We start from the raw sequence: 18445 nt of genomic DNA, 5'->3' as shown, positions 1-18445 counted from the left end.
GCCAACAGTGACCGCGTCTTGAATCAAGACCTTAGAGACAAGTTTGGCGTGAGTCTGAACACAGCGCCACCATCAAAACCGTCAGCTGTCTTGACCCTGTCATGACCTTGGCATCGAATCCGCGCAACAGCTCAGGTGCGGGAGACGAGAAATGGATTCGCTCCATACACGAATCACATATCAGAATCCGACCATTCCGCAGTGGATCACCCAGGCCTGGGCGTGCCTCCTGTTCTTGTCGGCGGCATGGCCGGTGACCGCCGACGCACAGACCCAGCAGTGGCGAACCGTCAGCGACAAGAACGGTATCCGGATGGAGGCCCGACGCATTGCAGGCGAACGTTTCGATGAGCTTCGTGTCACCACCTCATTGAAAGCTTCGCCGGAAATGATCGCGGACTACATGTTCGGAAAGTATCTCGATGAGAAGAACAAGAACATCAGCCGTACGTTTGTCCAGCGAGGGCCGGATGTTACGGTCTGGTCCGACGTCCTCAGCGCGCCGATGATCAGCGAGCGTTGTTACTCCATGCGCTTTGAACGGCAGGCTCTTGCCAATGGCGAGATACGGGTGAAGTTCGCATCCCTCGACTATGTCGGGAAAAAGCCGAAGCCTGATTGCATTGCGCTACGCTCGCGTGGCGAGTGGCTCATGACTCCGACAGGCACCGGGACGCGATTGACATATACATCGCTGACAGACATCGGCGGCAAGGCTCCCGCTGTTTTAGCGCGCGGTTCACTTTCGTCTGCCGCCCTCTCGAGCATGCGCAAGGTGGTCGCGGGCGCATCTGGATTAACGCTGCCCCGGGGAATCGGCGACTGATCATCACATGCACTCCGGCAGATTCAGCGCCTTACTGATGTCACGCCAATCGAACGCGGATACCGCTATGTCCAAGTGCGAAGCGTAGAACACGCCCTGCGGGAAACGCGCATCGCCGCGCCTGTCCAACCACACGCCATCGGTCAACCCGGTACTGTGGCCGACAAAGGAACCGACGTGTTCCAACGTCTTGCGATCGAACAGGTGGAACACAGTGCGGTCATTGAACTGATCGCTGGCGATCCACCAGCCGCCGCCCCCCTTGCAATCCATCAATGCAATACCTTCAGCTTGTGCCTTGTAATTGGCCGCGCCGACATCACGGCCAGCGTACTTGCCATCGAGCGTGTATTCGCGCAATCGGGTTCCCGTGGCCACGTCTTCTTCGGCGATCAGCAGCCGATTGTTGGCTTCGTCGCCAAACAGCGATTCGGCCACCCGAATCGCACCAGCCTTGCTGGTGTCGCCAAAGTAACCATTGGCGCTGGCCACCCATCCCCGCCCCTCCTGATGCACCTCATAACGACGGAAGCGCTTGCCCAGCTCTACTAGCGGCGGAATGATGTCGTCGCCATTGGCGTCTTCTCCCATCGTGTAATTGTCACTGACAATCACTTCGTAGCCTTCGCTCCGTTTGCGCACCCACAGACCATAGGGCTGGATGAGGTCGGCGTCGGCGAAGGTCAGTAGCGGCTGGAAATCCGGCAAGGCGAACATCTGCACACGGTGGTTGTCGCGCTCGACGACGAACACATATTTGTCGTCCACCGTGGCAATGCCATTGGGACGGTTCAATTTCCCCAACCCATTGCCGGAACCACCCACGGTGCGCAAGCGTTGCCCCGTATCGCCGTCGTAAATGATGAGCTGGTCGGTGGACTTGGCCGTGGCCGCGACCATCATCTTGCCGTCCTGCAACCAGCTGGCTGGCGAATCGACATTGTCTTCTGGCTTGATTGTGCTGATCCAAGCCTCTTTCACCACGACATGGGGGATGTCGGCCTGGTGCTTGCTGAAAAGGAGATCATCCTTGTCCTTCTCGTCGCCCTCGCTCTCATGCACAGCCTGCACAGCAGGGGCGACAGATGGCGACGTAGTAGAACAGGCCGCGAGCCACAGCAGCGCGACAAAAGAAAGTATACGGATCGTCACTGCGGTGTCCCCATCGTGTCAGAACAAACGGCCGAATGTATGCATGATGCATGTCGGTCATGTTTCACGCGACCAACTCATTCGGCAATCCGGTCATATTCCGGCCATCTTCCCTACGTACAAAGGTCGTTTAGCTTTACTTACGGGGATCCCTGCATGAAATACCACGCCTTGGGCCTCGGCCTTATGCGCGCGCTTGCCTGTGTCACACTCTTTCCCGCAGGCCATGCATGGTCACAGACCGTCGCCCCAGACGGTTCCGCCGACACGGGGGTGAAGGAACTCGACAAGGTTGTGGTGCAAGGCGAGATCGCCTACCGCAACCGGACCACCGACATCGAGCCAGTCCTGTCTTACGACTTGGAATACTTCCAGCGTTTCGAGCCGAATACCGTGGGCGACATGCTCAAGCGCGTTCCCGGTGTGACCTTCGTCGGTTCCGACATCATGGAATTCGATGGCGCGATGATGCGTGGCATGGCTGCCGGGTACACCCAAGTGCTGATCAACGGTAAGAAAGTGCCAGGCGCTGGCGACGACCGCTCGTTCTGGGTGGACCGCATCCCCGCCGAAATGGTCGATCACATCGAAATCCTACGCAGCAACAGCGCCAACCGCAGTGGCGACGCGATCGCTGGCACGATCAATATCGTACTGCGCGATGCCTACGCTTTCGATGGTAGTTATATCCGCATCGGCGTTAATCGCTGGTACGACGGTGAAGTGAATCCCACCTTCGGTGCCGTGACCAGTGGCGAGGCCCTGGGCGGTCGCATTCTTGCCGGCATCAATGTGCAAGACCGTTATCGCGCCAAGACCAAGCGCTCCGACCGCTTCACGGATCCCTCGCGTGCGGAACTGGCTAGTTGGGAGGATCAGACCGAAGTGAAGGACGGCCGCGACTACTCGGCCAACATCTCCTACACCGCCGACGTCGGCCAGACCGGACGCATCAGCATCGACGGTTTCTACGTCAAGACCGACCGCGACGTCAAAGAAGTCTCGCATGAGGTCGAGTTCGACGACGAGGACGTGATCGAAGCCAATGTGCCTGGCTTCAACCCCATCGACCAGAAGAACTGGGGCATTGGCGCGGAGTACAAGTTCGACATGGCAGGCGGCACCACCGAATTAGATCTGGGCTACGCCAAGTTCGAGGATGATAGCGCCGAGCGCGAGGAGTCGCACGAGTACGTCAATGGCGAGTGGGACGCATCCGAAGCCGAGGCCTCGGCGGTGGAAGCCGACGACACCGAGACCAGCTTCAAGATCGCGCACAAGCGCCCCGCCGGCAATACTGAGCTCGAATTCGGCGTGGACTACCGCAAGAAGAAACGCGATATCGCCTACACCAATTACGAGTGGGAAGGCGAGGAAGAAGGCGAACCGGTCGTCTACGAACTAGACAACACCATCGGCTCGTTGATCGAGGAGACCCGTGTTGATCCGTACATCATGCTTTCGGGAAAAGGCGAGGTATTCTCATGGGAAGCCGGCCTGCGTTACGAAACCACCAAATCCAAGATCCGCTATAGCGAAGACGACGAAGTCGAAGGTTCCGCCAGGAACGACTACAACGAGCTGCTGCCCTCACTGCACCTGAAGTGGGATCTGACCGATGCCGACCGCATCAGCCTGTCGCTGGCCAAGAGCGTCAAACGGCCAAACTTCAACGAACTGATCCCAGCCTTGCTGAACGGAGAATTCGGCGACAACGACTACATCGGCAACCCGCATCTCGATCCGGAAACCGCCAACGGCATCGACCTGGGCTTTGAACACCGCCTCGGCAAGCAAGGCGTGATCGGTGTGAACTTCTTCTATCGCGACGTGAAGAATCTGATCGAACTGGTCAACACCGGTAATTGGAGTGAGGACGCGCAAGACAGCTACCAAGAAGATCTGGAGGAATTTCTCGAAGAAAACCCTGGCTCGACCGAAGCCGATTTCGAGTTCGATCCGGAAAGCTGGCTGTTCACATCAGCCAATGTGGGCGACGGCAAGGTTTACGGCGTCGAATTCGACTTGTCGACTCCGCTGACCGCGCTCGACATGCCCAATACCGGCGTGTTCCTCAACTATACCTACCTCAACAGCAAGGTCACGGACTTCCTCGGCAAGCGCCGCTTCAACGATCAAGCCAAGAACGTCTACAACATCGGCTTCATCCAGGACTTGCCTTCGTTGGCCGCCAGCTTCGGCGCGACCTACCGCAAGCAAGGTAACGCCTTCAGCCGCATTCTGTCCGAAGAAGTAACCACCGAATACGGTGCGGATCTGGAAGTATTCGTCGAGAAACGCTTCGGCCAGACACTCTCGGTTCGCCTGAGTGCCGCCAACCTACTGGACGCATCGAAGGACGAATTCTTCCACAAGTTCGATAACCTGGCCGACCAGATCGACCGTGATTACGACGAGTACGAACTGGAAACCGAAGAAGCAGGACCAAGCTACCAATTGGTCATGCGGTGGGCGTTCTGATCGGACTCGTCTTACTCGGTCTTACTCATGGGGAAAGACGCGACCAATGGCTCAGGTGGAGATCGCCAACCGGCGCGAGCGCCGAATACGCGCCACCTGCACCGCCGCACCTACCAGGTAGACGAAAAAACCGGCACCGACGAGTGCCTTCAGCGTCGGATCTTCCGGACCGGTAAAAGCAGGATCACCGATCGGCACGCGTGTCCCGGTTTCAGTCAATCCCGGGATCAGATGGAAGAACAGCGTGAGCGAGTAGCCAAGCACGGCCAGATAACGTGCAACACCGGAACCGCTGTACCGCTCGGCGGCATAGGCGATCGCCAGCACAAGCAACGTCAGGATCGCCAGTATGTGTGGTGGGCCGAAACCGCCGTGCCGGAAGATGAAAAGACCGGTGATGGCCGTGGCCACGGTCAACCAGACGTAAAGCGCACCGGACCGCGTGCGGGTGCCGATCTCGCCATAACGAAACAGTGCGATGAGACCAGAGATCACCGCAATCAGCGCGATGAAGGTGTGGAACATGCCGAACGGACTGATATTCAACATGGCAGAAGCTCCGAAGTTGACGGGCGTTTCCCAACGCTACAACGGGCCGCCGCTTAGGTGACCTTGGACATCAAGGGCACCACCCCAGGCGGCTTCTGTAAACACTACTCTTGTCTGGAAAGCGATTCATCCCCGAAGGAGTGCCCACCGGACAAATGTGCGTCCGGTCACTACGCCTTCGTCCCGAGCACGGCCGTCGCCTGTAGTCCGCCGCCTTCGCGATTGGCCAGCCGCAGATGGCCGCCCAGCGCACTGGTGAGTTGTTGCGCGATGGCCAGGCCCAATCCCGTGCCGCCACTGGAACGGCCACGCGAAGGCTCCAGGCGGCGGAAGGGTTGCAGCACCGCCTCCAGTTGGTCCTCGGGGATGCCCGGACCGCGGTCCAGCACGTCGATGCACACGTGGCCCTGGGCATCCACCCGCAGCCGCACTTCCGCACTGCCGGCGTAGGCCAAGGCGTTGTCGATGAGATTCTGCACGACGCGACGCAAGACCTGCGGGTGGGTTTGCAGCGAGGCGCTATCGCCCTCGATGCCATGCACGGCCTTACCCACGTCCTGATAGTCGCCCACCACACTATCGAGGAAGGCTTGCACGTCGAGGCGCATCGCAGGCCCCATTGCGACGTTGGCGCTGCGCGCATAGTTCACGCCCTCACGCACCAACTGGCTGACCTGATCAACATCCTCGAGCAAGCGCGACTGCACGAGGCTTTCGTCCATCGATTCCACGCGCAAGCGCATGCGCGTGATCGGGGTTTGCAGGTCGTGCGAGATCGCAGCCAGGATCTGCATGCGCTCCGATACATGGGCGGCGACGCGCGACTGCAGGACATTGAGCGCCTGCGCCGCTTTCGTCACTTCCAAGGGACCATCCTGCGGCAAGGGATCGCCGGTACCGGCCGGATCCATACGTTCGGCGGCCGCGGCCAATCGCGCCAGCGGACGGATGGCCAGGCGCACGGCCAGCCAGGCGCAGGCCAGCAACAAGACGACCTGTGCCATCAAAACCCACGGCAACCATCGCGCGATCGGCATCAGCGACGGCGTGACTTCGATGGTCAGCGGTTGCCCGTCGGCCAGCGTCAGTTCCACTTCGTAGCGCTCGGGCGAGACCGATACGGCGCGTGGCCGCAGTGCATATCGATGGCCCAGGGCATCGTCGATCAGTCTCGTCACCTGTCGTGCGCGATCGCTGGCCAGCGGCGTGCCCGGTTGCGCGGGACGCAGGAGATAACGATAGGTACGGCGCTCCAATCGCGAGACCCACTGTGTCCGTTCGGCCGGGGGCAGGTGTTCAAGCAGCGCCACGCTCAAGGGGATGTCCTGTTCGAGGCTGGTCAGCATCATCGATCGCGTGGCGTCGGCGCGCTCGTAGAACAACAGCGCGAAGGAAAGTGCGTGCGCCAATAGCAGACCGGTCGCCAGAATCAGGGCCAGCCGCGCGCTCAGCGTGCGCGGCAACCAGCGTGTGCGACGCCTGGCCTCGCTGATGCTCATGCGTTCTCGCCGATCAGCACGACCGGTTGGCAGAACACGTAGCCTTCATTGCGCACGGTCTTGATGTAGGTCTGCTCGCGCGCGCCGTCGCCCAGGCGCTGACGCAAGCGGCTGACCAACAGATCGATGGAACGGTCGAACACTTCCGCATCGCGCCCCTGGGTCAGATTGAGCAACTGGTCACGGCTCAGCACACGCTGCGGATGGTCGATGAAGACGCGCAGCAGGCGGAACTCCGCGCCACTGAGCGGATAGGCGGTGCCGCTTTCGTCCAGCAGGTGACGTGCGGTGGTGTCCAGTCGCCACTGGCCGAAGCCGATCAACTGCACGGCCTCGCTCACCTGCAGGTTCGGCGGGAGCATGCGCGTGCGGCGGATCACGGCGCTGATGCGCGCCAGCAACTCGCGCGAGGAGAACGGCTTGATGACGTAGTCGTCCGCGCCCATTTCCAGACCGATGATGCGATCGGTCTCGTCGTCGCGGGCCGTCAACATGACCACGGGCACCGCACGATGCTTGCCGGCGCGTAGATTGCGGCACAGGGTGAGTCCGTCTTCGCCCGGCATCATGATATCCAGCACGATCAGATCGATGTCGCTGGTCTCCAGCGCCGCCCGCATCTCGCGCCCGTCCGCGGCCAGGCTGACCCGTAGGCCATTGCGGCGCAGGTAATCGCCGACCATCTGGCGGATATCGCGATCGTCATCAACGATCAGAATGTGGTCTGTGTGGGACATCGTGTCTGGTCTTCAAAATGTAGCGATCGGACGGTGTCTGGCCGTGCATGGTGATAGTAGCGCCTGGACGGCCACAGCCTGCGTGCTGGCTACGGTGCGCCGTCAGCCGCCCTCCTCTCCAGCGGCGTGCCATCGACCGGCTTCAGGCCGCTGGCTTCGAGGATCGCATCGGCGACGTCGCGTGGCGCCGACAAGGGCGACACATGACTGGCCGCGATCGAACGCGTGTGAGCGCCGATGCGCGACGCGGTGGCTGCCTGCAACTGTGGCGACAGCATGCGGTCCTCGCGGGACACCACATACCAGCTCGGTTTCGACTTCCATGCGGCAACGCGGACCGGTTCGGAAAGCGCCGCCGCCTTCAAGGGCAACTGATGTTCGAAGACCCGCCGCGCCACGGCCGGCTTGAGGTCCTGTGCAAAGCCGGACGCGACCGCTTCCCGCGACAGGGATAGATAACCGTCATGCTCCTGCAACCGCTGCAGGCCCGGCGCGACGGGAAAATGCTCGCCCTGCTGCGCAGACGTCTGCCCGACATCCGGGGCGAATGCGGCCACGTACACGAGTGCGCTGACCTTGGGATCGTCGCCGGCCGCCGTGATCACCGTGCCACCCCACGAATGCCCCACCAGCACCACCTTGCCCGGTGCCGCATCGATCGCGCGTCGGGTGGCTGCGACATCATCCTCCAGCGAGGTCAGCGGATTGTCGACCGCGACGACCGGAAGTCCTTGCCTGGTCAAACGCATTACCACCTTGTCCCAGCTGGACGCATCGGCGAACGCGCCATGGACCAGGATCACGGTGGGCTTTCCGGAATCGACATGACGCGCGCTCGCCTCGAGGGCGGTGGCGGCCAGGGGTGCGGTCATCAACAAGGCCAGAAGAGTGGATCGCAACATGGGGAAGACGCCTCGCGGTTAAGGAAACGCCATTGCACTGCCTCGCTGTATCGGCGCGTTGTCGCTCGCGCCGCGCTTCGTAAGCGATCGCGTCCCGGAGCCTTCCGTACACATTCGGATACAAATCCTCGTGATTTGTATCGGCATGTATCGGAGGCCTCATTTGTGCCAATGCCTGACAAATCCAGGGCACTGAGGACACGCAGGCGATACGCCGGCTGGATGCAATGGCCACCTCGCCAACGGCTCCCCCACAGAACACTCCCATGCACTCCACTCCCCCCTTCCCTGCAACATCCGCCCTCGTCTTCGGCGGTTCGCGCGGCATCGGCGCCGCCATCGGCGAGCGCCTGGCTCGCGAGGGCCACGCCGTCGCGCTGACGTATGTCTCCCGCCCGGACAAGGCCGCCGAGGTCGTCGCCCGGATCCAGGCCAGTGGCGGCCAGGCCATCGCGCTCCAAGCCGACAGTGCCAATGCCGATGCGATTTCCAATGCGGCCGCCGAAGCCGTCCATCACTTCGGTCCATTGCAGGTCGCCGTAGTGAATGCAGGCGTCTATCGTGGAAGCCCGCTGGACCAGTTCCCGCTGGAAACATTCGATCAGATGCTGGCTGTCAACGTGCGCGGCGTCTTCCTGGCGATCCAGGAAGCCGCGAAGCGCATGCGTGACGGCGGCCGAATCATCACCATTGGCAGCAACACGGCCGTGCGCGGCGGCATCGTGGGCAGCAGTGTCTACGCCATGACCAAGGCGGCCGTCGCCACGCTGGTGCGCGAACTCGCCCTGGACCTCGCACCGCGGCGCATCACCATCAACAACATCCAGCCCGGCCCCATCGAAACCGACATCACTTCCGGTTTCCTCGACATGGTAGTCGCGCGCAGTCCCGCCAAGCGTGTCGGCCGACCGGAAGAAGTCGCCGCACTGGCGGCATACCTGGCCGGCGACGACGCCAGTTACATGACAGGTACCAGCCTCACCCTCGATGGCGGATGGGTGATCTAGCCCGCCGCCCATTCCGGCCCGTTCCACGCAATCCGCATATCGGCAGACCTCGCGGCCAAGCGCGTTGTCTCCCGCATCCCTCCTCCGACCGCACAGACCGCTGCGCTCATCCCATCCAGGAAGAATGTCCATGCAATCGAACATCACCCCTCGTCGCCCGTCGGCACGTCCACTCCGTATCGCTTTCGGGCTCGCCACCGGGCTGCTCGTCACGCAACTGTTCCTTGCCAGCCTCGCTAGCGCGGCGCCGCTGTCACCCACGGTCGCGGCAATACACACCGCGTTGATCGCCGACAAACACGTAGAGGCCGGTGACTTGAGCATCGGCTATGCGGAACTGGGATCCGCCGGAAGCGATGTCGTCATCCTGCTGCACGGCTGGCCATACGACATCAACAGCTATGCCGAAGTCGCGCCGTTGCTGGCGGCCAAAGGCTATCGCGTGATCGTGCCGCATCTGCGCGGTTACGGCAGTACGCGCTTCCTCTCGGCCGACACGCCGCGCAACGGCGAACCCGCGGCGCTTGCGTCGGATGTCGTCGCACTGATGGACGCGTTGAAGATCAAACGCGCCACGCTGGCAGGCTACGACTGGGGCGCCCGCTCGGCCGACATCGTGGCTGCCTTGTGGCCGGAGCGCGTCAAGGCGCTGGTCTCGGTGAGCGGCTACCTGATCGGCAGCCAGGAAGCCGGCATGAAGCCATTGCCCCCTAAGGCGGAGCTGCAATGGTGGTACCAGTTCTACTTCGCCACCGAGCGCGGCCGCGCCGGCTACACCCGCTACACGCACGACTTCGCCAAGCAGATCTGGCAGCTGGCCTCGCCACGCTGGGCCTTCGACGACGCCACCTTCGATCGCAGTGCCGCGGCGCTCGACAACCCCGACCATGTCGCCATCGTCGTGCACAACTATCGCTGGCGCCTGGGCCTCGCCGAGGGCGAACCCAAGTACGCCGAACTGGAGCGGCGCCTGGCGGCATCGCCAGCGATCACGGTGCCCACCATCACCATCGAAGGTGATGCCAACGGCGCCCCGCATCCGCTGCCGGAGACCTATGCCGGCAAGTTCATCGGCAAGTACGAGCACCGCACCTTCCACGGCGGCATCGGGCACAACCCGCCGCAGGAAGCGCCACGGGATTTCGCCCAGGCCGTGATCGACGCCACTCACCTCTGACACGCGACGCAGGCGCACCCCGATGAAGCGCATCCATCTCATTCTCCTTGCACTTGCCACAGGCCTCACGGCGATCCTGACCGGAATCGCGATAGGACACGACAAACGCCCGGCCGCTCCGATCTACGGCGTGAAGCTTCCCGATGGTTATCGCAACTGGCCGGTGATCGCGCCAGCACAGGAAGCCGCGCCGTTGAACGAATTGCGCGTGGTCGTGGGCAATCCGAAAGCCATGCGTGCCTACCGCGACAACATCCGTCCTTTCCCGGACGGCACGGTGCTGGTCAAGCTCGCCTGGAAACACACCCAGTCTCCGGATTTCGCACCCGCTTCCATTCCTGGTGCGGCCACCACCGTGCAGGTCATGGTCAAGGATTCGAAGCGCTATGCCGCAACGGGAGGCTGGGGTTACGGGCGCTTCATCGATGGCCAACCCGTGGACGAAGCGCAACACCGCACCTGCCATGCCTGTCACGCCGCCCGCGTGAAGGATCGCGACTACGTTTTCACCCGCTACGCGCCATGAGCACGGCGCCATACCCATGAGGAACATTCTAATGACCACGCTCGATACCATTCTGTACACCGGCAAGACCCACACCGTCGGCGGCCGCGAGGGACGCGCCCGCAGCGACGATGGGCAACTCGACATCGCCCTGTCTCCACCCGGAAGCGGACGCCCCGGCACCAACCCGGAGCAATTGTTCGCCGCCGGTTGGTCTGCCTGCTTCGAAGGCGCGATGAAGAAAGCGGCGCGCAAGTTGCAGATTCCCTTTCCGACCGCGGCCGCCATCGATGCCGAGGTCGATCTCGGCATGGTCGGCGAAGGGTTCCAGTTGCAAGCGCGACTCACCGTATCGCTGCCAGGACTGGAGCCCAGTCAGGCACAGGCGCTCGTCGACGAGGCCCACCGCACGTGCCCTTACTCGAAGGCCACGCGCGGCAATATCGACGTGCAAATCCGGGTGGCATGAGGCCGGCGTGTAACCGCATGCCTCCGCGCCGGCATCCGCGCGACAACGGATACAAAAACGCCGTTCGCGAATAAAGACCGGCGACATGCGCGCGGTGGAATGCCGCTTCCACCGCGCAACTAGGCGAATCCCATGATCGAGTACGCACTGGCCATCGTTGCTGGCATGGCCACCATCCTGTCTCCCTGCATCCTGCCCATCCTGCCGATCATCCTGGCCACGAGCGCGGGCCGTGGCTCCAGTGGTCCGCTACTGGTGATCATCGGGTTCACGGGCACCTTCGCCGCCAGCGGATTGCTGATCGGCGCGCTATCGGCATCGTCCGGCGACCTGCAAGGCGACATCCGCACGATATCCATCATCGTGTTGCTGTTTGCGGGCCTGGTGTGTTTCTGGCCCGCGCCTTTCGATGCACTGGTCGCGCGCGTGCAGCAATGGCACGCGAAATACATCCCCGCCACCGCGCACCGTCCACCCGTCGCCGGTGCGTTGGGTGCACTGCTGATCGGCGCCTCGCTGGGACTGGCGTGGACGCCGTGCGCCGGGCCCGTACTGGCTTCGGTACTGGCGTTGGCGGCCAGTGCACAAGCACCGGCCAAGGCATCCGCACTTCTGGGTTTGTACGCCGCCGGCGCCGGATTGCCGATGTTGCTGATCGCCTATGGCGGCAACTGGGTCACATCCCGGCTCGCGCTCTTCGGTGCGCACACCACGTTGTTCCGCCGGCTCTTCGGTGCCATCGCCGTCGGCGTTGCCGTGCTGCAGCTGTTGCAGTACGACGTCCTCGTCTCGGCCTGGGCTACCCGATGGCTTCCCTCCATTGCACAAGGATTCTGACCATGAACAAGACTGCCCCCCTCATCCCCCTGCTGGCCGCCTGCATGATCACCGCCGCCTGTTCGCCGAATGTCCAGGCCAACCAGACTCAGACCGACCATGCATCGCGAGCGCCGATCGCACCCGAATTCACAGGCATCGGCCATTGGCTCAATGGCCCTCCACAAACCTTGAGCCAGCTGCGCGGGAAAGTGGTTCTCGTGGAGTTCTGGACCTACTCCTGTATCAACTGCGTGCACGTCATGCCCTACGTCAAGGCATGGCACGCCAAGTATCGCGACCAAGGTCTTGTGGTGATCGGCGTGCACACGCCCGAGTACGGCTATGAGAAGAAGCTGGACAACCTGCGCGCTGCGGTGCAGCGCTTCGACATCACCTACCCGGTGGCACAGGACAATGCCTATGCGACCTGGAATGCCTACGGCAATCGGTATTGGCCGGCGCTGTATCTGATCAACCAGGAAGGTCGCATCGTCTACCAGCATTTCGGTGAGGGCGAGTACGCCACGACCGAGGCAAAGATCCGGGAGCTGCTGAATGCTGGCGCCCAAGATGGCTAAACAGGCCGCGAAACACTGCGATGATGCCGATGCGAGAGCATTCGCCAGAATCTTCACGTCAAGATACTTGCCGTGGATATACTTTGACCATGGCAAAAAAGCAACGCGAAAATATATCTCCGGATCTCATCGATCGGTTGCTGGACGATTGGCGACACGAGCGCCCGGATCTGGATGCTTCGGCGATGTCGGTGGTCGGACGCATCCTGCACCTGGGACGCTTGTTGGAAACCGCCGCGAATGAATGCCTGCGGGGAACCAGTATCAGCTATACCGACCTCGACGTGCTGGCGACGTTGCGTCGCTCCGGTGCGCCCTATCAGCTGACACCGACGGCGTTGCGGAAGTCGGTGTTGCTGACTTCCGGAGCAATGACTGCATGCCTGAACCGTCTGGAACGTCGCGACCTGATTTCACGCAATGCCGTCCATGGTGACCGCCGCTCGCTGGCCGCCGCTCTCACCACCAAGGGACTGAAGCTGATCGACAAGGTGATCGCCATCCGTTTCGAGCAAGCCCGGCAGGTCGTGGAGATATTGAGTGGAAGCGAACGCACCGAACTGGCGCGTTTGCTGCGCAAGCTGCGACTGAGCTTGCCGAGCTAACGGACCGGGCATATCTAGACCACGATATCGTCCATCAGCCTGGACGACACCGGCACGCTTCCCACATGCATGAGCGCACCTCCCGATGCAGTCGTCAGCGGGATGCTTCGTCGTCGAAACCCGGCGATTCGTGGTCGAGCGCGACCGCCACCACATGATCGATGCCGTGGCGGGACATCTTGGCGTAGGGGCAGATGCGCTCGGTGTTGCGGACCAGCTCCGCCGCGAGTGCACGGTCGAGGCCGGGAAGACTGACGCGGATGTCCGCCGACAACAGGAACAGACCGTCCATCGGATCTCGCGCGAACGTCACCGCGGCATCCACGGTGAGATCCGTGAGCACGATGTCCGCCCGCTTTGCCAGCAGCGTCAGCGCGCCGTGGAAACAGGCGGCGTAGCCCGCCGCGAGCAGTTGCTCCGGATTGCTGCCGCCGCCGGGTCCTCCGAGTTCGATGGGCAAGCGCAGGTCCACCTCGAGCGCGCCGTCGTCGGATCTGACGACGCCCGATGCGCGCCCATGCGCAGCCTCGCCTCCCGTCACGCGCACGCGACCGATGTAGAGCGGCTGGGCTTCCTCGCCGTGGTACTTGTCCAGCAGGCTTGTCGGTGGTGGCTGCAACGGGCTCATGAGTTCGTGATGCCCCTGTCGTTGTCGCCGAGCACGGCGTGGCCGCGCTGACCAGTGCTGACTTCCGCGCGCTGATTCATGAGCCGGCGCAGTGGACGGCTCAGCCTGGAATGCCCACGCCGTTCGTTATCCGGCCTGCGCACGCGGCGCGTAGCGGGCATATTCGGATTTCTCGAGCCAACGCTCGAAGTTCAACGCGCCCTGCCAGGTCGCCTGCGCCGGGACCAGCGTGTCGTCCTGCAACTCGGCACCGAAATAGCGCGCATGCGCATCGCTGATCAATTCGCGCGGGTCCTGGACGATGCTCATGAATCGCTGCGCGAGACCGGACAACGGCTCGCGTTCGGGCCCCGCGATCTCCACGATGCCATTGGCCGGCGCTTGCATGGCCAGACGCGCGACCGCATCGGCGACATCCTCCGATGCGATAGGCTGCACCAGCGCGGGCGACAGGCGAACCGTTCCGCCCTCGGCTCCGGACTGGATGATGCCGGGCAGGAATTCGAAGAACTGGGTCGAATGGATGATGGTGTAGGGAATGCCGGATGCACGGATCAGTTGTTCCTGCGCGTTCTTGGCGCGGAAGTAACCGCTGGCCGACAGCTTCTCCGTGCCCACGACCGACAGCGCCAGGTGATGGCCGACTCCCGCCTTCGCTTCGGCCATCAGTAGATTGCGGCCGGCCGTCTGAAAGAAGTCCATGACCGCCGCATCCTCGAAGGATGGCGAATTGGCGAGGTCCACGACGACATCGGTGCCCGCCATCGCGGCATCGAGTCCCTCGCCCGTCAGGATGTTGATTCCGGTCGACGGTGCCGCGGCGATCACTTCATGCCCCTGGTCGCGAAGACGCGAGACCACCTTGCTTCCGATCAATCCGGTACCGCCGATGACGACGAATTTCACGATCCACCTCTCGTGTGTGTTGGGGGAGCAAGCCGTTGTTCTGTTGAACACGGCCCGGCGCGTACAAGGACGATGCTAGGAGTCCCGCTTCGCCCGCAGTAGCCATCCACCCGGATGCACGATGTTTACCAACGCGCACCAATCACGCGCGTCAGGCCGCGACGCCGGCATGACTGTCGCGGCGCATGTCTTCGCCGGGGATCGAATCGCTCCGGATCTGTGTCATCTCGATGGCATGGTCCAGATTCAAGGCGCGCACCTGCGTGGTGATGAAGTCGATGAAGGCGCGGATGCGTTTGGGCAACTGCCGCCGGCTCAGGTAACACAGATAGTGCCCCCGATCGTCGGGCGCGAATTGGCCGAGGCACGCCACCAACACTCCTTTCCGCAGTGCGTCGCAGACCTGGAACGCCGGCAGCTGCGCGAGCCCCTGCCCGTCCATCACGGCCTGCAGCAGCAGATCGTCATCGTTGAGGACGATATCGCCCTGCGGCATGACGCTGTGCGGGCGTCCGTCGATCTTGAACTCCCAGCTCTGCAGGCGGCCGTTCGGCAATCGTCGACTGATGCAGGCGTGCGTCTCCAGTTCATCGATCGACGTCGGCAACGCATGCCGGCGCGCATAGTCCGGCGATGCGCAGACGAACATCTGCATGGGGATGAGCTGCTTGGCGATCACCTGGCTGTCGTCCAGGCGGCCATCGCGAAATGCCACATCGACGCGATCCACGGCCAGATCGACCGCGCGCTCGTCCAGCATCAGTTCGATCCCGATGCCGGGATAGCGCATGCGGAACTCGGCCATCAGCGGCGCCAGCACCTTGCGGCCGAAGCCATGCGGCGAACTGATCCGCAATTGCCCGCGCGGCGGGCCTTCGCGCAGATCCCGCATCTCTTCCAGCGCCTGCACGATGCGCTCCACACCGGGGCGGCAGTTCTCGAAGAACAGCTCCCCTTCGCTGGTCAACGAAGTGGAGCGTGTCGTGCGCGAGAACAATCGCGTGCCGAGCTGGCCTTCGAGTTTCTGCACGCTGCGGCTCACCGCGGAACGGCCGACACCCAGGCGATCCGCGGCGCGCGCGAAGCTGCCTTCGGTCGCCACGGTGATGAATGCCACCACGCCGGCATAGCTGGCGGAGAAGCTGGACGATAACGAATCGCGGTGATCCGCTGGAATCTGGGGCACTGCGTTCATCGCGATGGCACCTTCGCTTGCCCGTACGGCATGCGTGGCAACGCATGCTCGCGGGCATATTCGACATGGCCACGGCACGTCTCCGCCGGCTGCCCGATCAATCTGGCGATGTCGTCGTAGTTGGTCTCGAATATCTCGTGCAACAGGAACGCCGCGCGGACATCCGGCGCGAGCGTATCCAGCGCCGCCATGAATTCGGACCAGATCCGATCGGCATTCGACGACGTGGGACGGGCATCCTGATCGAGTTTTGGCGTCGCCATGCATCAAGGTCGTTCGAGCGACCAGGTTTGTGACACGGCCGCGCATTGGTGCGCCCTGCTCAACACCGCGCGTCCGCGCGGATGCCTACCGACCCATCATGGTGGCGCCTAGATTGTCTCCGAATCGATCGCGATCACCCGCATCGGTTTTCCCCCAAGCGATGGAGATTTCGTCATGAGTCAACGCCTCGATTACCAGCAGCAGTCCCCGGAGCTGTTCAAGAAGTTCGTCGAGTTCAGCATGCTCACCAAGAATTCGACGATCGAACAGCCGATCCGTGATCTGGTGAACATTCGCGCCTCGCAGATCAACGGCTGCGCGTTCTGTCTGGACATGCATATCAAGGAAGCCACCATCCACGGCGAGCGCCCGTTGCGCTTGCACCATCTCGCGTCCTGGCGCGAGTCGACGCTGTTCGCTCCCCGCGAGCGCGCGGCCTTGGCCTGGACCGAAGTGCTGACGCAGCTGCCCGCGCAGGGCGTGCCGGACGACGTCTACGAGCGCGTGCGCACGCAGTTGTCCGAGAAGGAGATCTCCGACCTCACGTTCGACGTGATGGCGATCAACGCCTGGAACCGGGCCAACGTCGGTTTCCGCACCGTGCCAGGAACCGCCGACAAAGCCTTCGGCCTCGACAAGGCCGAGCTGTCCTGATGTCGAATCACCGGGCGCCACGTGCGTCCGTCGGATTCGATGCATCCTCACGCCGCCTCGCGACGGCAGACACAGGAGTCATCGCATGCGCATCCATCCTCTACTGAGCCTGCCGGCGCTGCTGTGGGCAGGCAGCGTCGCGGCCCACGGCCAGCCAGGCAACGACGCCCCTCCCCCCGCCGTCACCGAGGTCATGACCCAGGCGCTGCCCGAGTATCCGGGCAAGGAAGTCCTGATGCTCACCGTGGAATACCCGCCGGGCGGCGCCGACCCGGTCCATCGCCACGACGCGCATGGCTTCATCTACGTGCTCGAAGGCTCGATCGTGATGGGCGTGGCCGGCGGCAAGGAAGTCACGCTGACGCCCGGGCAGAGCTTCCACGAGGGGCCCGAGGACGTGCATACGGTCGGCCGCAACGCCAGCAAGGAGAAGTCCGCGAAGTTCCTCGTGTTCCTGTTGAAGGATGCCGGCAAGCCCGCGCTGATCCCCGTGCCCTGACCGGGGCGTGGCGGTTGTTTGGCGGGCGACACGCCCGCCGGGCACCGGACGCGTCACAATCCGGCCTTCTGGTCCGTCCTGGTTGCATGGAAGGTCCCACACACATCTTCACCCAGCTGCAGCCGCGCCTGCTCGGCGTGGCCTATCGCATGCTCGGCTCGCTGGCCGAGGCCGAGGACGTGGTCCAGGACGTCTGGTTGGGCTGGAATGACACCGATCCCGGCCAGGTGACCGATCCGGAAGCCTGGCTGGTCACCGCCACCACGCGGCGTTCCATCGATCGCCTGCGCCGGGCGCGCACGGATCGCGAGCACTACGTGGGCATCTGGTTGCCGGAGCCCATCCTCACCGACGGCCCGGCCACGCCCGAGGAGATGCAGGAAGCCTCGAGCGACCTGTCGATCGCCTTCCTGACGGTGCTGGAGCGGCTCGCGCCGGAAGCGCGGGCCGCGTTCCTGCTGCGCGAGGTGTTCGATGCCGACTACATCGACATTGCCAGAACCCTGGACAAGAGCGAGGCCAGCTGCCGCCAGATCGTACACCGCGCCAAGAGCCAGCTGCGCGAGGAACGGCCACGCTACGTCGTCTCGGCGGAAGCCCACCAGCGCCTGATGCGGCGCTTCGCCGAGGCCTGGTCCAACGCCGACCTCAAGGCCATGAAGGAAATGATGGCCGAGTCCGCCACCCTGGTCGGCGATGGCGGCGGTATCGTGACCAGCTTCCCGAAACCCATGATCGGCGGGCAGCGCGTCGCCCAGCTTCTCTTCGCCTGCACGCTGCGCCGCAAGCATGAATTGCGGATCAGGCTCGCTCCGATCAATGGCCGCCTCGGCGTGCTGCGCTATTTTGGCGAGGAGCTCGAGTCGGTACAGGCCTACGACACCGACGGAGAGCGCATCCTGCGCATCTATGTGCAGCGCAATCCGGAGAAGCTACGGCGCATTGCTGCCGCCAATCGCGCATCTTTTTTCAACTGATGTCCGCTATCCGGGG

General features: G+C 63.0%; 21 protein-coding genes. 12 read left to right on the top strand and 9 right to left on the bottom strand.

Going from position 1 to position 18445, the window contains the following annotated elements:
* Nucleotides 1–151 precede the first annotated feature (151 nt).
* Entirely contained in the window at nt 152–826 is a 675-nt protein-coding gene (locus LG367_RS16130; protein WP_226470291.1) for an SRPBCC family protein, read from the top strand.
* Nucleotides 827–829: 3 nt separating this feature from the next.
* Here LG367_RS16130 and LG367_RS16125 read toward each other — a convergent pair whose 3' ends face one another.
* On the bottom strand, nt 830–1972 hold the full coding sequence (locus tag LG367_RS16125; protein ID WP_425490994.1) for a phytase: 1143 nt from the start codon (nt 1970–1972) through the stop codon (nt 830–832).
* A gap of 21 nt (nt 1973–1993) precedes the next feature.
* On the opposite strand from LG367_RS16125, the gene LG367_RS16120 reads away from it, so the two are divergent.
* Nucleotides 1994–4459, top strand: coding sequence for a TonB-dependent receptor plug domain-containing protein (locus LG367_RS16120; protein ID WP_226470290.1), 2466 nt, complete (start codon nt 1994–1996; stop codon nt 4457–4459).
* 51 nt (nt 4460–4510) lie between these two features.
* Here the strand turns inward: LG367_RS16120 and LG367_RS16115 are convergent, their stop codons facing one another.
* From LG367_RS16115 to LG367_RS16100, 4 genes are all read right to left on the bottom strand, one after another.
* Nucleotides 4511–5008 carry a DUF2306 domain-containing protein gene (locus LG367_RS16115; RefSeq protein WP_226470289.1) on the bottom strand — a complete coding sequence of 166 codons (498 nt, stop codon included), beginning with the start codon at nt 5006–5008 and terminating at the stop codon, nt 4511–4513.
* A 170-nt stretch (nt 5009–5178) separates the two neighbouring features.
* Nucleotides 5179–6507, bottom strand: coding sequence for a sensor histidine kinase (locus LG367_RS16110; protein WP_226470288.1), 1329 nt, complete (start codon nt 6505–6507; stop codon nt 5179–5181).
* Nucleotides 6504–7244, bottom strand: a complete 741-nt coding sequence (locus tag LG367_RS16105; protein ID WP_226470287.1) for a response regulator — start codon at nt 7242–7244, stop codon at nt 6504–6506. The genes LG367_RS16110 and LG367_RS16105 overlap by 4 nt, the downstream gene beginning before the upstream one ends.
* 89 nt (nt 7245–7333) lie before the next feature.
* Entirely contained in the window at nt 7334–8116 is a 783-nt protein-coding gene (locus tag LG367_RS16100) for an alpha/beta fold hydrolase (protein ID WP_226470286.1), read from the bottom strand.
* Between the two features lie 296 nt (nt 8117–8412).
* Here LG367_RS16100 and LG367_RS16095 point away from each other — a divergent pair, with 296 nt between their 5' ends.
* The 7 genes from LG367_RS16095 to LG367_RS16065 all read left to right on the top strand — a co-directional run bounded on the left by LG367_RS16095 (nt 8413) and on the right by LG367_RS16065 (nt 13306).
* On the top strand, nt 8413–9153 hold the full coding sequence (locus LG367_RS16095; protein WP_226470285.1) for an SDR family NAD(P)-dependent oxidoreductase: 741 nt from the start codon (nt 8413–8415) through the stop codon (nt 9151–9153).
* Between the two features lie 130 nt (nt 9154–9283).
* Entirely contained in the window at nt 9284–10330 is a 1047-nt protein-coding gene (locus LG367_RS16090; RefSeq protein WP_226470284.1) for an alpha/beta fold hydrolase, read from the top strand.
* Nucleotides 10331–10352: 22 nt separating this feature from the next.
* Nucleotides 10353–10856, top strand: coding sequence for a cytochrome P460 family protein (locus LG367_RS16085; protein WP_226470283.1), 504 nt, complete (start codon nt 10353–10355; stop codon nt 10854–10856).
* 31 nt (nt 10857–10887) lie between these two features.
* Complete coding sequence (locus LG367_RS16080) at nt 10888–11304, top strand: organic hydroperoxide resistance protein (protein WP_226470282.1); 417 nt, start codon at nt 10888–10890, stop codon at nt 11302–11304.
* Nucleotides 11305–11436: 132 nt separating this feature from the next.
* Entirely contained in the window at nt 11437–12141 is a 705-nt protein-coding gene (locus LG367_RS16075; RefSeq protein WP_226470281.1) for a cytochrome c biogenesis CcdA family protein, read from the top strand.
* A 2-nt stretch (nt 12142–12143) separates the two neighbouring features.
* Complete coding sequence (locus LG367_RS16070) at nt 12144–12701, top strand: thioredoxin family protein (RefSeq protein ID WP_226470280.1); 558 nt, start codon at nt 12144–12146, stop codon at nt 12699–12701.
* A gap of 20 nt (nt 12702–12721) precedes the next feature.
* The gene (locus LG367_RS16065; RefSeq protein ID WP_226470279.1) at nt 12722–13306 is read left to right on the top strand and encodes a MarR family winged helix-turn-helix transcriptional regulator; all 585 of its coding nucleotides are present in this window, start codon (nt 12722–12724) and stop codon (nt 13304–13306) included.
* Between the two features lie 94 nt (nt 13307–13400).
* On the opposite strand, the gene LG367_RS16060 is transcribed toward LG367_RS16065, so the two are convergent.
* The 4 genes from LG367_RS16060 to LG367_RS16045 form a co-directional block, all read right to left on the bottom strand.
* A complete protein-coding gene (locus LG367_RS16060; protein ID WP_226470278.1) occupies nt 13401–13934 on the bottom strand; it encodes an Ohr family peroxiredoxin in 534 nt (177 codons plus the stop codon).
* A 126-nt stretch (nt 13935–14060) separates the two neighbouring features.
* Entirely contained in the window at nt 14061–14840 is a 780-nt protein-coding gene (locus LG367_RS16055) for an SDR family oxidoreductase (RefSeq protein WP_226470277.1), read from the bottom strand.
* 151 nt (nt 14841–14991) lie between these two features.
* Nucleotides 14992–16035, bottom strand: a complete 1044-nt coding sequence (locus LG367_RS16050; protein WP_226470276.1) for a LysR family transcriptional regulator — start codon at nt 16033–16035, stop codon at nt 14992–14994.
* Complete coding sequence (locus LG367_RS16045; protein WP_226470275.1) at nt 16032–16298, bottom strand: sigma factor-like helix-turn-helix DNA-binding protein; 267 nt, start codon at nt 16296–16298, stop codon at nt 16032–16034. The genes LG367_RS16050 and LG367_RS16045 overlap by 4 nt, the downstream gene beginning before the upstream one ends.
* A gap of 175 nt (nt 16299–16473) precedes the next feature.
* Here LG367_RS16045 and LG367_RS16040 point away from each other — a divergent pair, with 175 nt between their 5' ends.
* The 3 genes from LG367_RS16040 (at nt 16474) to LG367_RS16030 (ending at nt 18429) form a co-directional block, all read left to right on the top strand.
* Nucleotides 16474–16953 carry a carboxymuconolactone decarboxylase family protein gene (locus LG367_RS16040; protein WP_226470274.1) on the top strand — a complete coding sequence of 160 codons (480 nt, stop codon included), beginning with the start codon at nt 16474–16476 and terminating at the stop codon, nt 16951–16953.
* An 85-nt stretch (nt 16954–17038) separates the two neighbouring features.
* On the top strand, nt 17039–17452 hold the full coding sequence (locus LG367_RS16035; RefSeq protein WP_226470273.1) for a cupin domain-containing protein: 414 nt from the start codon (nt 17039–17041) through the stop codon (nt 17450–17452).
* Nucleotides 17453–17538: 86 nt separating this feature from the next.
* A complete protein-coding gene (locus LG367_RS16030) occupies nt 17539–18429 on the top strand; it encodes an RNA polymerase sigma-70 factor (protein ID WP_226470272.1) in 891 nt (296 codons plus the stop codon).
* Nucleotides 18430–18445 lie beyond the last annotated feature (16 nt).

The sequence above is a fragment of the Luteimonas panaciterrae genome, assembly GCF_020511115.1.
Lineage (GTDB): Bacteria > Pseudomonadota > Gammaproteobacteria > Xanthomonadales > Xanthomonadaceae > Luteimonas > Luteimonas panaciterrae.
The sequence above is the reverse complement of the archived record's forward strand: the minus strand, read 5'-3'. Positions and strand labels throughout refer to the sequence as shown.